Below are 13,647 nucleotides of genomic sequence, written 5' to 3' on the forward strand. Positions count from 1 at the left end.
TATTCTTTTAACTAGCTTATTCACTTGGTTCAGCCTCCCTTTTTTTAAAACGAAGATGACATGTAAACGAAACTGTTACGGTCGTCCCTAAAGATTCCTTGCTTTGGATTGTTATTTGACCGTTGTACTGTTCTATTAACCGTTTAGCAATGGCAAGCCCTAGACCAGTTCCTCCCTGCTTGCGACTTCTTGTTTTATCCACCCGATAAAAACGCTCCATTACAAAAGGCAAATCTTTCTCTGGTATACCAATTCCACGATCAGTTACTTCAATGAACGCCTTATCATGTCTAACATAGCCTGCAATACGTATGGCAGAACCAATTTCTGAATATTTCACCGCATTGTCCAGCAATATCATTAAAATTTGTTCCAAATGACTATCAGAAACCATCATCTCTCGTTCCTCAAAACCTTCAAAAGACGTTTCAAATGTGTAATTGGGATGTAGTTGTTCACATTTTCCGACTGTCTTTAATATAGCTTGATCTGCTTGGAAAACTACTTCTTCACTAAAGTTTCCATCCCTCTCTGCACTCGTAAGAAGGAGCAGATCCTGAACGAGCGATTTCATACGAGTAAGTTCATGGTAGGAAATATTTAAAGATTCCTCCATCACTGAAGGATTATGCTTTCCCCAACGAAGTAGTAAGGACAAATGTCCATCGATAATCGCAATAGGTGTTCTTAATTCGTGTGAAGCATCCTCGACAAATTGGCTTTGTTGATGAAAAGACTGTTCAACTTGATCCATCATCTTATTAAACATTTTCATTAAGATGGCAATTTCATCATTACTTTTCGGAACTTCCATCCTTTCCTGTAGCCCTTTCCGCCCGACATTTTGTATCGTCATTGCCATCGACTGCAATGGCTTTAACAATTGTTGGGCAAGCAAGCCACCACCCAAACCGCTTAAAATAACTGCCCCTAATCCAGATAAAACAAAGACGCGTAAAATATCTTCAGTAAATTGCTTAAATTGATCTATGTTTTTTACAATCTCGACGGTTCCTTTAAAAGAATGAATCGTGATGGGGCTTCTCATGATTAAAAAAGAATGATCTGCATAATCTGTAATAACGATTTCTGTTAAAGCGCTTTGCTTTGGAGGAATCCATTCTTCTGGGATACCATCAGATACTGAGATAATCTTGTTATTTTGCTTATTAATAATACGTATTAATTGCCCTTTTTGATTTTTTTTATTTAAATCATTTCGTATTTGAGGCAATTCGGTTTCAGCAAATTCAACTTCCTTCTCTAGCAATTCATTCAGAACGTCATTCATTTGTTGACGTATATGTACTTTCTCTTGACCAATCATCCATTTTTCCACAAATATATATTGAACGCTATTATAAGCAATGAAAAGCAACAAAATAAAAAAAGCAGACCATAAAGTAAGCTTCCATTTAATCGGCATTGATGATAACCATCGTTTACGATTTCGTTGTATCATTGTTTCATCACGTAGCCCATTCCACGAACCGTTTGAATATAGCTTGCTTGTCCAGGTTGGTCAATTTTATTACGTAAATACCTAATATACACATCTACAACATTCGTATCGACGACTGTCTCAAAGCCCCATACTTTATCGAGGAGCGTTTCACGGTCCATTACCCGATTAATATTTTGCATAAGCGCTACTAATAAATCAAATTCACGCTTCGTTAGTCCAATTTCAACATCTCCTCGTTTAACAACTCTCAGATCTAGATTGACAGATAAATCTTGAAACGTAAGAAGTGCTTGGCTTGTAGCAGCACTGTCCTCTAGCCTTCTAAAAATAACTCTCATGCGCGCCTGAAGCTCCTCAATGGCAAATGGCTTTGGTATATAATCATCAGCTCCACAATCGAGACCCGAGACTTTATCCTTAATGCTATCCCTTGCCGTCAGCATGATGACAGGTGTTTTTTTCAATGCGCGAATTCTCCTACATACTTCTAATCCATCTAGCTGTGGAAGCATAAGGTCTAGTAAAATAAGGTCCCATTCCTCGGAAAGCGCAAGATGTAGCCCCGTCACACCATCATAAGCCAAAACAACATCATACCCTTCACGCTGGAGCTCCAATTCTACAAAACGTGAAAGATGCTGCTCGTCTTCTATGAATAGAATACGTTTCATTCCACTCAACTCTCCTTAATGCCTTTTTAAATTACTATTTTATGAGTCTAGTATAGCTTATCAAAAGCTAATTGAGAATCAATTGAGAATAAAAGTGCCAGTCACTAAAACAATTTTGAATTGTTTTAGTGACTGGCACTGCAATTACTTCTTCTTCGCTCCATTAATCATGACAATAATGAAGACTAATAAAAGAATAAGTAATCCACCTATAATTACGTATCCGACCATACTAGTTATACCCAAAACGTTGTTGCTCCTTCCCATACGTAAAGTGGAACAAAATCTTTCCGATAATAATGAAATTGTTAAAATTCCACTTTAGTTTACCTATTTAAAATAACCTTCTACTTCTATTTCTTCAACTAAACTGCTCTATTACTATAATAAATTCAACCACTACAACTTAATTTTTATTCACATTAATTTCATTTTTCCCGATAATGGCGAAATATAATCTTCTACTTATGCTTGTGGAAGAAGATTTCACTTTTGAAGTCCTATTTCTCAACGCTTTTCTTGAAAGAGCAACACACCAAACAAACCAATGATGGAGAAGATAACTGGGGCAAAAAAACCATAGTAGTAGCCATCGCCTAAATTACCTGAAGTAGATTGAAAATAATCCAATAAATATCCGAAAATAATCGGTAGTAAGACAGCACTTAGAAAACCACCTGTATTTGCAAACCCCGAAACTACCCCAGCTTCATTTAACGGGAATGATTGTCGTACAGCAGCAAAAGTTAAAGCACTTGCACCGTAGCCAAAGCCAATAATAAAAAATAATAACATTAATAAGAATAAAGATGGATGCCCATTGAATAAAAGAAACGAACACCAACCGAGTAAAACGATCATATGAACGGCAATATATGGTCTTTTTATTGTTTCTAACCTACTTGAAATCCAACTAGTTAAAGGAGCTCCAATAAGTGCCCCAATAAGACCTACCATAATGAATTGACTTGCATCCGAACGTGTCATGTCATACATATTCATCCCATATGGTACAGCCCAAGAGCTAATAAATCCCACATAGCCTCCTACTACACCAAAATGACAAAAGAATAGCGCCCATGCTTGGGGATGTGAAAATATTCGTTTCACTAAGACGAATGGTTTTTCGCGTTGTCCTTCTGCTGTGACAACTACTTGCTCATCCTTAAACAGTTTTTTCGGCTTTTTTACAAGGACAAAATAAAGAACAACACCACAAAAACATAATAATAACCCCGCTGAAAAAAATGCCGCTCTCCAACCAAGTAAATCTATCCATTCGGAAAAAGGGACTGTCGCCAATAAAAAACCAAGACTCCCAGTCATACCTGCTAAGCCAATTAACCGAACAAATTCCTTTCGATAAAACCATTGAGCTAAAATGAGCACCATATTAACCCATATGGTCGCATCCCCTACCCCAGTAAGTATTCTTGAAAAGAACAGCACGAATTCATGTGTACCAAAACTATAAATTATTGTGCCTAAACCTGTAAGCGTCGCACCAATAATTAAGAAAAAGTTCGGACCATAACGATCAGCCAAAATCCCCATTGGAATTTGCAAACTTGTGTATACAAAAAATTGTATACTCGTTAACAAGCCAATCGTTGCTGCTGTGACATGAAAATCCCGCATCAATTGCTCTGTAATTAATCCAGGTGCTGTTCGTTGACTCGCCATTAACAAATAAGTAAATAATACAACAACAAATACAATCCATCTGTATTTGCTATTTTGTTTGTCCATTAATATCTACTCCTATTGGCTTTTACTAAAATATATGAAAAGGTGCCAGTCACTAAAACAATTCAGAATTGTTTTAGTGACTGGCACCATATTTTTCTTTTGTGAATTGTAAAAATGCCGAAGCTGCAGGAGATAAGACACTATCCTTTTTGTAACTAATGACAACATTGTTTTTATAGGTGGGATTTCCTAATGTATAAAAATTCGATTCAAAGTTCAGTTGATCACGTGTAATGACACATTCGGGTATTATAGTCATACCTACCCCGCTGTTCGCTAATCTAAATGCATTTTCTATATTATTTGTTTCCAACACAATATTAGGTTTTATGTTGTACCGTTCAAAAATTTGATCCGTTAATCGGCGCAATCCAAGCCCTGGGTTTAGTAGCACAAACTTTTCTTTGTTTAAACTCGAAGGTTGAAAAGGTATATGAGTTGCTGTCTTAATATTTTTTTGATAGTAAGCGTGACCTGGTGGCACTACTAAATATATATCTTCTTCATAAAGACTTTCATAAACAAGCTCTGTATTCGTAATAGGTAACATATTGATACAAATATCAATTTTATTTTGAAGTACTAATGCTTCCATCTCATTGGCCGATGCTTCTTCAAGTTCAATTTCTATACCAGGATACTTTCTCATGAAATGCGGAAGAAATTTATAAAGTGTATGGGAAGCTAAAATTGGGTTAATGCCAATAATTAGTCGGCCCTTTTTTAAATTTGTTATCGATTCAATTTCACGTTCTAATCTCTCGTATGTTTTTTTTATATCTATCATATAAGAGACGTATAATTCGCCTGCATAAGTTAGTGTCAAAGGTGTTACTTGGCGATTAATTAATTCTACACCAAGCTTCTCCTCTAGATTTTTAAAAAACTTACTTAAATAGGGCTGCGAAACAAACAGTGCACTTGCTGCTTGGGATATATTCCCGTATTCTTCAATGGCCTGTAAATAGGCTAGTGATAAATCTTCCTTCATATATATTAACTCCTCAATTCCATGTATAAATATCACCTTATTATAGAATATATGCGACATTAATAGAATTTTTATGTATTTAGTAAAATATAAATTGCATTTTTTATGAATGATAACCATTTTGTTATAGACATGATAATAGAAATAGTATTATAAAATCCGACATATTTACGACATAATAAAACTGTCAAATAGCTGAAAATTGACACTAGAAAATGTGGAGGACAAATAGTATGGGTACATTAGGAATTATTGTTGCAATCTTTTTTGTCGTATTTTTGGCAATGAGAGGTTACAGCATTGTATTTATAGCGCCTGTAGCTTCAATTATTGTCATCGTAACAAATGGTATGAACTTTTTTCCATCGTTAATTGGAAATGAAGCTTCCTATATGACAGGGCTTACAGGGTTTATCATTAATTTTTTTGCAGTATTTTTATTAGGTGCTATTTTAGCACAGTATATCGAAAAGAGTGGTGCAGCTCAATCCATTGCTCAAAAAGTATTATCAATTACTGGAACAGAGAAACCATTTTCTGTATTAATCGCAATTTTCGTTATTAGTGCCATTTTAACTTTCGGTGGTATTAGCTTATTCGTGGTACTGTTCGTAATTATTCCATTAGCAAAACCATTATTTAAACAGTTAAACATTTCATGGAACCTTATTGTTATTCCTGTATTTTTAGGAATCGGTACATTTACTATGACAATGTTGCCAGGTACACCTTCTATACAAAACGTTGTACCAACAAATTATTTAGGCACTACTGTAACCGCTGCACCTTTAATAGGAATTATCGCAACCATTGTCGCGATTGTTGTTGGTGTTTGGTATATGAAAAACGCTCTAAATAAAAGTTTAGCTAAAAATGAAAAATTTGAAGCGAGTGAAGATAAAGATAATCAAGCCGTCTTAAAAGAAGATATCCCCCCTTTCTTCTTAAGTATTTTACCGATTTTAGTACTAATCCTGATTATCTTTGTTGGTAGTGCACTCAAAGTACCAAACATTGTCTTAATGGGTTTAGGTGCAGGCGTAGTTGTCTCTGCAATTGGTTTTCACAAATATATTCCATCACATAAGCAAGCTCTTAGCCTTGGAGCCAATGGAGCCATTAATCCAATCTTCTTTACGGCAGCTTCAGTAGCATTTGGTGTGGTCATTACATTAGCACCTGGTTTCAAAGTAATCTCTAATTTAATTTTAGGGATTCCAGGGAACCCACTGATTAGTTTAACGATTGCTTCAAGTGCGCTTGGTGCAATTACTGGTTCAGCATCTGGCGGTCTAGGTATTGCAATGGAAGCGTTCGCACAATCGTACTTAGCTATGGGTGTAAATCCAGAAGCAATGCATCGTATATCAGCAATTGCATCAGCAGTGTTTACAGGTTTACCACATTCCGGTGCCATTCTATCAACATTTGCTTTAACTGGATTAACTCATGAAAAGGCTTTTAAATATTCATTTTTAAGTATGACATTACCAAATTTATTAGCATTAATCGCAGCTTTAATCGTTGGCGTTTTATTCTATTAATGGTTTGGAGAAGATGAGAGTGCTTCTCCAATTATAAAAATATTAATAAAGGTAGGAGATATATGATGAATAAAGAACGTACAGTTATTATTACAGGTGCAGCTCAAGGAATTGGATATGCAATTGCTCAGGAATTCATTGCCAATGGTGACTATGTAGCAATATTCGATATTAACGAAGAAGCAGCCGTTAATGCAGCTTTACAATTAGGCAATGCTAAAGGCTACCGTGTAGACGTAACATCAGAAGAAAATGTAAAGACAGCTATGGATGCTGTAATTTCTGAACGTGGGTCTGTAGAGGTTGTTATAAACAATGCAGGTATTCAATTTATTTCAAAGGTTGAAGACTTCCCAGTAGAAAAATGGGATTTAGTAAATGGCATTATTTTAAAAGGGACATTCTTAATGACAAAACATGCACTTCCCAACATGAAACAAAATGGCTATGGCCGTATTATTAACATTGTATCTGCACACGGTCGTATCCCTGATGCATACAAATCCGCTTATTGTGCTGCTAAAGCTGGACAAGTTGGATTTACTAAAGTCGTGGCATTAGAAAATGCTACTAGTGGTATTACTTGTAATGCAATTGAGCCTGGCCCAGTTCGTACAGAATTAATCGAAAAGCAATTACCCGTATTAGCAGAAAAAGACGGTACTTCTGTAGAAGAGGCATTAAACCACCACATCCTAGGCAAACAATGGATGAAACGTTTACTTGAGCCATCTGAAATAGCAAAAACTGCAGTATTTTTAGCATCAGAAGGTGCGGCTGCAATCACAGGGGAAGCAATCCCTGTAACTGGTGGTATGTAAGAAATGTAGAGTGCCAGTCACTAAAACAATTCAGAATTGTTTTAGTGACTGGCACCTTTGTTGTGGATGCTCAGGCAACATAGAGTCTATCATTTTCTTTACAACAGGATGTTCTGATGCAAAAAATTGCCTTTTTGAATTGTATAAATTGACTAATTCTCCTCTTTCTATTACACCTAATGTATCACTAATCGCGCAGGCTGCTTTAATATCATGTGTAATAAAAAAATAAGATAATCCATAGTCATTTTTTAGATCTCTTAGTAACCCTAAAATAAGGGTTTGATTCACCATATCTAAACTACTAACAGATTCGTCTAAAACAATTAGCTTTGGCTTAAGTGAAATTGCCCTTGCTATATTGATACGTTGCAATTGGCCACCACTAAATTGATGCGGATATTTTTTCAAGTCCTTTTCACTGAGCCCTACCCTTTCCAATAATTCAATAACAACGCGCCTTTGTTCAGCTATTGTCAGCTTTTCATAATTTTCTAGTGGTTCTGCAATAATCCGTTCGGCAGTCATTCGAGGGTTAACGGACGAGTAAGAATCTTGAAAAACAGCTTGCAAATTACGGCGAATTTTTTGACGAGTGTGCTTATCTACTGTATAAATATCATGCCCTTGAAACAGAACTTGTCCATGCTGTGGTCGTTCCAAACCAAGAATCACTTTACCTAACGTGCTTTTACCAGCTCCACTCGTACCGAGTATTCCTAAGCAGTTTCCTTCCTCAATCGAAAGAGAGATACTAGAAAGCACTTTTTTAGGACGATTGTGCCTTTTAAAAAAGCTTCGGAAGCCAAATCCGTAGCTATGAGTTACTTCATTAACTTGCAATAAACTCATTTGTTCACCCCCGCTAACATGACTATCATCACTCAATTTATATATTCTTCTATGTGTAATATTGAACGTGCATTTAATAGCCTCTTCGTATAATCAGACTGTGGCTCATTAAATAATTGAAAGACATCTGCTTGTTCGACTATTTTGCCGTTTTGCATAACTACTACTTCATCAGCCATTTCTGAAATGACACCTAAATCATGAGAAATTAATAAAATGGCTGAGCCATATTCAGAACGTATTTGATGTAAGTGATGTAACACCTTCTTCTGATTGTTTACATCAAGTGCAGTTGTTGGTTCATCTGCAATAATAACAGCTGGATGTAAGCATGCTGCAGTAGCAATCATAACCCTTTGAAGCATACCGCCACTTAATTGAAAAGGATACTGTTTTAAAAGATTCACCGGATTAGGTAAGTTCACATGTTGTAAAGCCTCGATGGCAAGCTCTCTAGCTTGTTTTTTATTCCACTGTGTATGAGAGCGTATTGTTTCTATCAGTTGGTGTCCTATTGTAAAAACAGGTGTAAAAGCATTCATCGGGTTTTGCATAATAAACGCTATATCCTTACCACGTATTTTTCGCATTTCTTTCTCAGCTAAGCCATTCAATTCTCTTCCTTGTAGTGCTACGCTACCTATAGTAGTTGTTGTCTTCTTATCTAAAAGTTGAAGAATAGACATACTAGTAATAGTTTTACCGCTTCCACTTTCCCCAACAAGCCCAAGTATCCTCCCACGATTTAATTCAAAATTAATATCTCGAACGAGGATAGCATCGCCATTTTGGGATTTAACTTTGACATATAAATTTTTAACATTTAATACCTTCCTCTGTTCAATTCCCAATCTTCTCATCCCTTTTTAAAATCTTCGTTTGATACCGTAACGTTCTGCTAAAGCTTCGCCTAATAGATTGAAAGTAATAATCACAAGCATAATGCTCAAGCCTGGATAAAGCATTAATTCTGGATTTGTCCGAATATATGCTTTTCCTTCATGAATCATCGCCCCCCATTCTGGTATAGGGGGTTGTACCCCAAAGCCTAAGAACGACAGTGCCGATATATCGATGATAGCCCAGCCGATTTCTAATGTACCAATTACCACAAGAGGTGGGAGAACATTAGGAATAATATGCTATTTAATTATTTTTCGTTGTGAAGAGCCGCTAATTTTCGCGGCGGCAATAAAGTTCTGCTCCTTCAGACTAAGAACCATGCCTCGGAATATTCTGGCGTAATAAACCCATTGCACAAGCATTAGCGCTAAAATAACTTGTGGAAGCCCTGGACCGAATATGCCAACTAAGCCAAGAATAAGAATCAGATTCGGAAATGCCAAAATACCATCGCATAATCTCATCAACATATAATCGATCCATCCACCTTTATATCCCGAAAAGGTTCCTATAATTAAACCAATAACTAATGAAGAAATAAAAATAAGCATAGCAAACCCCAATGAAATGCGCGCGCCATATAATATCCGTGACAAGTTACATCTTCCTAAATGGTCTGTCCCTAATGGGAACTGCCAAGATGGAGACTTCAGCTTATATGCTAAATTAACAGCAACAGGATCATTTGGTGCTATCCAAGGAGCAAAGATTGCGATGACAAAAAGAACAGCTAAAATGATTGAACAAATGGTAATCGCTTTCTGATGTTTCAACAATGTACGTATTCTTATTCTCATTGAAGACGCCCTTCTTTCCTTGAAATACGGGGGTCGATATACATTTGAATAAGGTCTACGATTAAATTGCTAATAATAAATAAACAAGCTGCAATTAATACATAGCACTGAATGATAGGTATATCACGATTTAAGATAGCTTCAATAAAATAGCGACCAAACCCTGGCCAAGAAAAGACCGTTTCAACGATAATTGCTCCCGTTAGAAGTTTTCCAAGATTTATCCCTAGTCCAGTAATCATTGGAGAAATCGCAATCCTTAATACATGCTTTGCCATAATAATTGTTTCTTTTATTCCTCTCGTCCGGGCAAATAATACATAAGGCTCTTGTATATTTTCTAACACACTTGCACGCAACAGCCTTGTATACGTAGCCACTAAAGGAACAGCTAATGTAATGGAGGGCAGAACAAGATGCTGCCATGTCCCAATACCCTCCACTGGAAATAGATTAAGTTTGACAGAAAAGAAAAAAATCAATATATAACCTAGCCAAAAAGAAGGAATCGATGCTCCCATATACGAGAGTAAGCGACTAGTATAATCAATCAAGCTGTTTTTCTTCACTCCGGCTAAGAACCCAAGAGGAACACTGAACACCACCGCTATTAATAAACTTCCTAGAGCTAGCTGAATAGTGGCCGGTATTTTAGATGTAACCTCTTCCCAAACAGGCTTTTTAGAAACATACGAGTTACCAAAATCAAGCTGAATTATTTTAATAATAGAGTTTATATACTGTTTTAAAAATGGTTGATCTAAACCAAATTCTTGTCTTTTTTGAGCTAATATTTCATCTGTTGGTTGAATATGAGCCGCTGCTAAATACGCCTCAGCTGGATCCACCGGCGAAAGGTGGATCATTCCAGATGTAAGAAGTGTAGCCAAAAGAAAAACTGGAATAATCGACGTAATTCTTTTTAGAATATAAGTACCCATCAAATCCCCCTAGCTCACTATTTAATGCTTATTCCTGTGAATGGGTGCTCGTCTCGATTAGCAGGGAATGTGAAGTCAGAGACGTTCTTTTGATAGACCGCTGTCTGGCTTAAATAGGAAATAGGAACAAGAGCTCCTTGATCTTGTAGAGATGATAATATCGATGCGTATAATTGTTGACGCTCTTTTTCATCTGTAGTTTTAGGAACTTCTGTCATTTGTTTAAGCAATTCATCTTTGTTCGGATAAGCAGATATTGCTTCACTAAATCCAAAACCTTCTGTTGCTACAATATTAATAAATGTATGCGGATCATAAGGAGCACCATAGTTACTAAAGAAATTAATAGCAAAGTTATTATCTTTAAATCTTTGAATTTGTTCTGCCAATTCTAGCGGAACAATATTTAATTTCACCCCAATAGCAGCCCATTCTGATTGCAGTGTTTCCGCCATTACTTTTTGAATAGTTTCAGCTGAATTGTACATTAATTCCACTGCGAGCTGCTCTCCATCTTTTTCACGAACCGTTTTCCCCTCTGGAAGTATCCAGCCTGCTTCATCTAATAAAGACTTTGCCTTTTCGACATCATATTGAATCGACTTCACTTCAATTTTGGATGTATACGGGAAATTTGTTGATAAAATACGATCTGCTACTTTTTCTAAACCTGAGCTAATTCCTTCGACCATTAATTCTTTATTAAATCCATAATGTAAAGCCTGGCGCACACGCTCATCAGACAGTTGTTCTTGCTTTGTATTCATGACCAGTAACCTCGTCGCAACTGGCTCTGAAATACTAGTGTTATATTTACCAGTCGATTGTAATTGTAAGAAGGAATCTAAACTTATAGCCCCTTCACCGAAAATTAAATCTACTTCACCTTTTTCAAAGGCTAGTACCCTTGTTTCTGTATCAGGAATGACTTTCACCATTATTTTCTCCACTTTCGGCTTATCACCCCAATAATTGTCGTTCCGTTTGTACAGTGCATATTCATCAACCTTATGTTCTTCCAAAATCCAAGGGCCAGTACCAATCGCTTGCTCGACACCTTTTGAAGTATCAGAATCATTAGGGAATCCAGCCTCACCTAAAAAACGAACAGGCCGAACGACAGCTAACTCTTGAATCGTTGGATAATACGGCTCGGTTAATGTTATTTGAAACGTATTTTCATCCTTTACGTCCGTATGCTCTATTTTAGAAAGAAAACCCAGCCAACTATGTAATTGGAGATTGTTCATGATCGTATCAAAATTCTTTTTAACAATTTCCGCGTTAAAACTTGATCCATCAGAAAACTTTACGTCTTTACGAAGATGAAATGTATAAACTTTTCCATCTTCAGAAACTTCCCACGACTCAGCAAGGTGCGGTTTTAACTCACCCCCGCTTTGATAGCTTACTAAAGGTTCGTAAACCATCGACTGAGCAAATAATTGTGTAGGGTTATAAACATGTGGATTCATTTCACCTACATCTCTTGGCCATGCCATAGTTAGTATATTTTTTGCCTCTTCGCTCTCAGCCGTTGTTGGTGTAGCCTCTTCATCAGACTTTGTACAACCAAATAATACTGTTGATAGCAACAAAATAAACAAAGACGTTAAAAAAACTCCCGATTTATTCATTGCACAAAGCATTACAATTACCTCCTTGATTGATATTGATAATCATTATCAATTATATAATAAAAACTTGATTTTTCTTTGTCAAGAAAAAAAAGTGCCAGTCACTCAAACAATTCAAAATTGTTTGAGTGACTGGCACACATCTTTTTATTCAAATCTATTTAGCAATGCACGTACTTCATCTGTTGTTTTTGTATTCATCAATTGATTTCTTAATTCACCTGCTCCGCGGAATCCTTTAACATAAATTTTGAAAAAGCGATGCAGTGCTGTAACTGAACGTGGCAGTTCTTCTGCATATTTATCCTGAAGATCAAGCTGTAATCTTAAAAGATCTAAATATTCCTTACTACTATGTTCTTTCGGCTCTTTTTCAAAGGCAAAAGGATTTTTAAAAATACCTCGACCAATCATAACCCCATCAACACCATATTGTTCAACAAGCTTCATGCCAGTTTCACGATCAGGAATGTCCCCATTGATTGTTAACAGCGTATTAGGTGCAATTTCATCTCGTAATTTCTTAATATCCGGAATTAGCTCCCAGTGTGCTTCTACTTGGCTCATTTCCTTTCTCGTACGTAGGTGGATAGAAAGGTTTGCGATATCCTGCTTTAAAATATGTGTTAGCCATTCTTTCCACTCATCTACTTCAGTGTAACCAAGTCTTGTTTTAACACTTACAGGCAGACCGCCCGCTTTAGCTGCTTGTATTAGCTCCGCAGCAACTTCTGGGCGTAAAATTAGACCGCTACCCTTTCCTCTCGTTGCCACATTCGGTACAGGACAGCCCATGTTAATATCTATGCCTTTAAAGCCTAGCTCTGCCATTCCAACACTCATTTGACGGAAATATTCTGGATTGTCTCCCCATATATGTGCAACCATTGGCTGTTCGTCTTCAGTGAAAAGTAGACGCCCTCGCACACTTTTCTGTCCCTCTGGGTGACAGTAGCTATCCGAGTTTGTAAACTCCGTGAAAAATACATCTGGTCTACCTGCTTTACTTACGACATGACGAAAAACAACATCTGTCACATCCTCCATTGGTGCAAGTACAAAAAACGGTCGCGGTAAATCCCGCCAAAAATTATCTGTCATCTCTACTTCAAATCCTCTCATGATGGGATACATTAGTAAATTCTGCTCCCTAAAATGCTTCTACTTTTGCACATTTATGCCATGTTTAATACCTAAAACGTGCCCGAACAAAGGGCAAAATGTTAGGTTCAAGTAGTTAAGTCATTATTATAGTATAACCTAGCTTTTTTAATTT

The 13,647-nt window shown here is 36.6% G+C and carries 11 protein-coding genes and 1 pseudogene; 2 read left to right on the forward strand and 10 right to left on the reverse strand.

Annotated features, from left to right (window positions below):
* Nucleotides 1–16 precede the first annotated feature (16 nt).
* The 4 genes from ACIP9G_RS20675 to ACIP9G_RS20690 form a co-directional block, all read right to left on the reverse strand.
* On the reverse strand, nucleotides 17–1,462 hold the full coding sequence (locus tag ACIP9G_RS20675; RefSeq protein WP_401021882.1) for a HAMP domain-containing sensor histidine kinase: 1,446 nt from the start codon (nucleotides 1,460–1,462) through the stop codon (nucleotides 17–19).
* The gene (locus ACIP9G_RS20680) at nucleotides 1,459–2,136 is read right to left on the reverse strand and encodes a response regulator transcription factor (RefSeq protein ID WP_401021884.1); all 678 of its coding nucleotides are present in this window, start codon (nucleotides 2,134–2,136) and stop codon (nucleotides 1,459–1,461) included. The genes ACIP9G_RS20675 and ACIP9G_RS20680 overlap by 4 nt, the downstream gene beginning before the upstream one ends.
* A gap of 507 nt (nucleotides 2,137–2,643) precedes the next feature.
* Nucleotides 2,644–3,885 carry an MFS transporter gene (locus tag ACIP9G_RS20685; protein WP_401021885.1) on the reverse strand — a complete coding sequence of 414 codons (1,242 nt, stop codon included), beginning with the start codon at nucleotides 3,883–3,885 and terminating at the stop codon, nucleotides 2,644–2,646.
* 73 nt (nucleotides 3,886–3,958) lie between these two features.
* Nucleotides 3,959–4,876, reverse strand: coding sequence for a LysR family transcriptional regulator (locus ACIP9G_RS20690; RefSeq protein WP_401021886.1), 918 nt, complete (start codon nucleotides 4,874–4,876; stop codon nucleotides 3,959–3,961).
* Between the two features lie 233 nt (nucleotides 4,877–5,109).
* Here ACIP9G_RS20690 and ACIP9G_RS20695 point away from each other — a divergent pair, with 233 nt between their 5' ends.
* Both ACIP9G_RS20695 and ACIP9G_RS20700 read left to right on the forward strand, forming a co-directional pair.
* Nucleotides 5,110–6,420 carry a GntP family permease gene (locus ACIP9G_RS20695; protein ID WP_401021887.1) on the forward strand — a complete coding sequence of 437 codons (1,311 nt, stop codon included), beginning with the start codon at nucleotides 5,110–5,112 and terminating at the stop codon, nucleotides 6,418–6,420.
* Nucleotides 6,421–6,485: 65 nt separating this feature from the next.
* Entirely contained in the window at nucleotides 6,486–7,241 is a 756-nt protein-coding gene (locus ACIP9G_RS20700; RefSeq protein WP_401021889.1) for a 3-hydroxybutyrate dehydrogenase, read from the forward strand.
* A 30-nt stretch (nucleotides 7,242–7,271) separates the two neighbouring features.
* Here ACIP9G_RS20700 and nikE read toward each other — a convergent pair whose 3' ends face one another.
* The 6 genes and pseudogenes from nikE to ACIP9G_RS20730 form a co-directional block, all read right to left on the reverse strand.
* Nucleotides 7,272–8,093 (reverse strand): nickel import ATP-binding protein NikE, encoded by an 822-nt coding sequence (nikE, locus tag ACIP9G_RS20705; protein ID WP_401021890.1) that lies wholly within the window; start codon nucleotides 8,091–8,093, stop codon nucleotides 7,272–7,274.
* Nucleotides 8,094–8,125: 32 nt separating this feature from the next.
* Nucleotides 8,126–8,944, reverse strand: coding sequence for a nickel import ATP-binding protein NikD (nikD, locus tag ACIP9G_RS20710; protein WP_401021892.1), 819 nt, complete (start codon nucleotides 8,942–8,944; stop codon nucleotides 8,126–8,128).
* Between the two features lie 15 nt (nucleotides 8,945–8,959).
* Nucleotides 8,960–9,793: pseudogene (gene nikC / locus ACIP9G_RS20715) on the reverse strand (nickel ABC transporter permease subunit NikC).
* A complete protein-coding gene (gene nikB, locus ACIP9G_RS20720; protein WP_401021893.1) occupies nucleotides 9,790–10,734 on the reverse strand; it encodes a nickel ABC transporter permease subunit NikB in 945 nt (314 codons plus the stop codon). Before nikB ends, nikC begins: the two are co-directional and overlap by 4 nt.
* 17 nt (nucleotides 10,735–10,751) lie before the next feature.
* The gene (nikA, locus tag ACIP9G_RS20725; protein WP_401021896.1) at nucleotides 10,752–12,383 is read right to left on the reverse strand and encodes a nickel ABC transporter substrate-binding protein; all 1,632 of its coding nucleotides are present in this window, start codon (nucleotides 12,381–12,383) and stop codon (nucleotides 10,752–10,754) included.
* A gap of 135 nt (nucleotides 12,384–12,518) precedes the next feature.
* Nucleotides 12,519–13,472 carry a tRNA dihydrouridine synthase gene (locus tag ACIP9G_RS20730; RefSeq protein ID WP_401021969.1) on the reverse strand — a complete coding sequence of 318 codons (954 nt, stop codon included), beginning with the start codon at nucleotides 13,470–13,472 and terminating at the stop codon, nucleotides 12,519–12,521.
* Nucleotides 13,473–13,647 lie beyond the last annotated feature (175 nt).

Source organism: Lysinibacillus sp. NPDC093197 (genome assembly GCF_044754025.1).
Taxonomy (GTDB): domain Bacteria; phylum Bacillota; class Bacilli; order Bacillales_A; family Planococcaceae; genus Lysinibacillus.

Coding starts and splice junctions, on each gene's coding strand:
- ACIP9G_RS20700 (WP_401021889.1), top strand. CDS start 6,486: ATGAATAAAGAACGTACAGTTATTATTACAGGTGCAGCTCAAGGAATT.
- ACIP9G_RS20680 (WP_401021884.1), bottom strand. CDS start 2,136: ATGAAACGTATTCTATTCATAGAAGACGAGCAGCATCTTTCACGTTTT.
- ACIP9G_RS20690 (WP_401021886.1), bottom strand. CDS start 4,876: ATGAAGGAAGATTTATCACTAGCCTATTTACAGGCCATTGAAGAATAC.
- nikA (WP_401021896.1), bottom strand. CDS start 12,383: ATGCTTTGTGCAATGAATAAATCGGGAGTTTTTTTAACGTCTTTGTTT.
- ACIP9G_RS20675 (WP_401021882.1), bottom strand. CDS start 1,462: ATGATACAACGAAATCGTAAACGATGGTTATCATCAATGCCGATTAAA.
- ACIP9G_RS20695 (WP_401021887.1), top strand. CDS start 5,110: ATGGGTACATTAGGAATTATTGTTGCAATCTTTTTTGTCGTATTTTTG.
- ACIP9G_RS20685 (WP_401021885.1), bottom strand. CDS start 3,885: ATGGACAAACAAAATAGCAAATACAGATGGATTGTATTTGTTGTTGTA.
- nikE (WP_401021890.1), bottom strand. CDS start 8,093: ATGAGTTTATTGCAAGTTAATGAAGTAACTCATAGCTACGGATTTGGC.
- nikB (WP_401021893.1), bottom strand. CDS start 10,734: ATGGGTACTTATATTCTAAAAAGAATTACGTCGATTATTCCAGTTTTT.
- ACIP9G_RS20730 (WP_401021969.1), bottom strand. CDS start 13,472: ATGACAGATAATTTTTGGCGGGATTTACCGCGACCGTTTTTTGTACTT.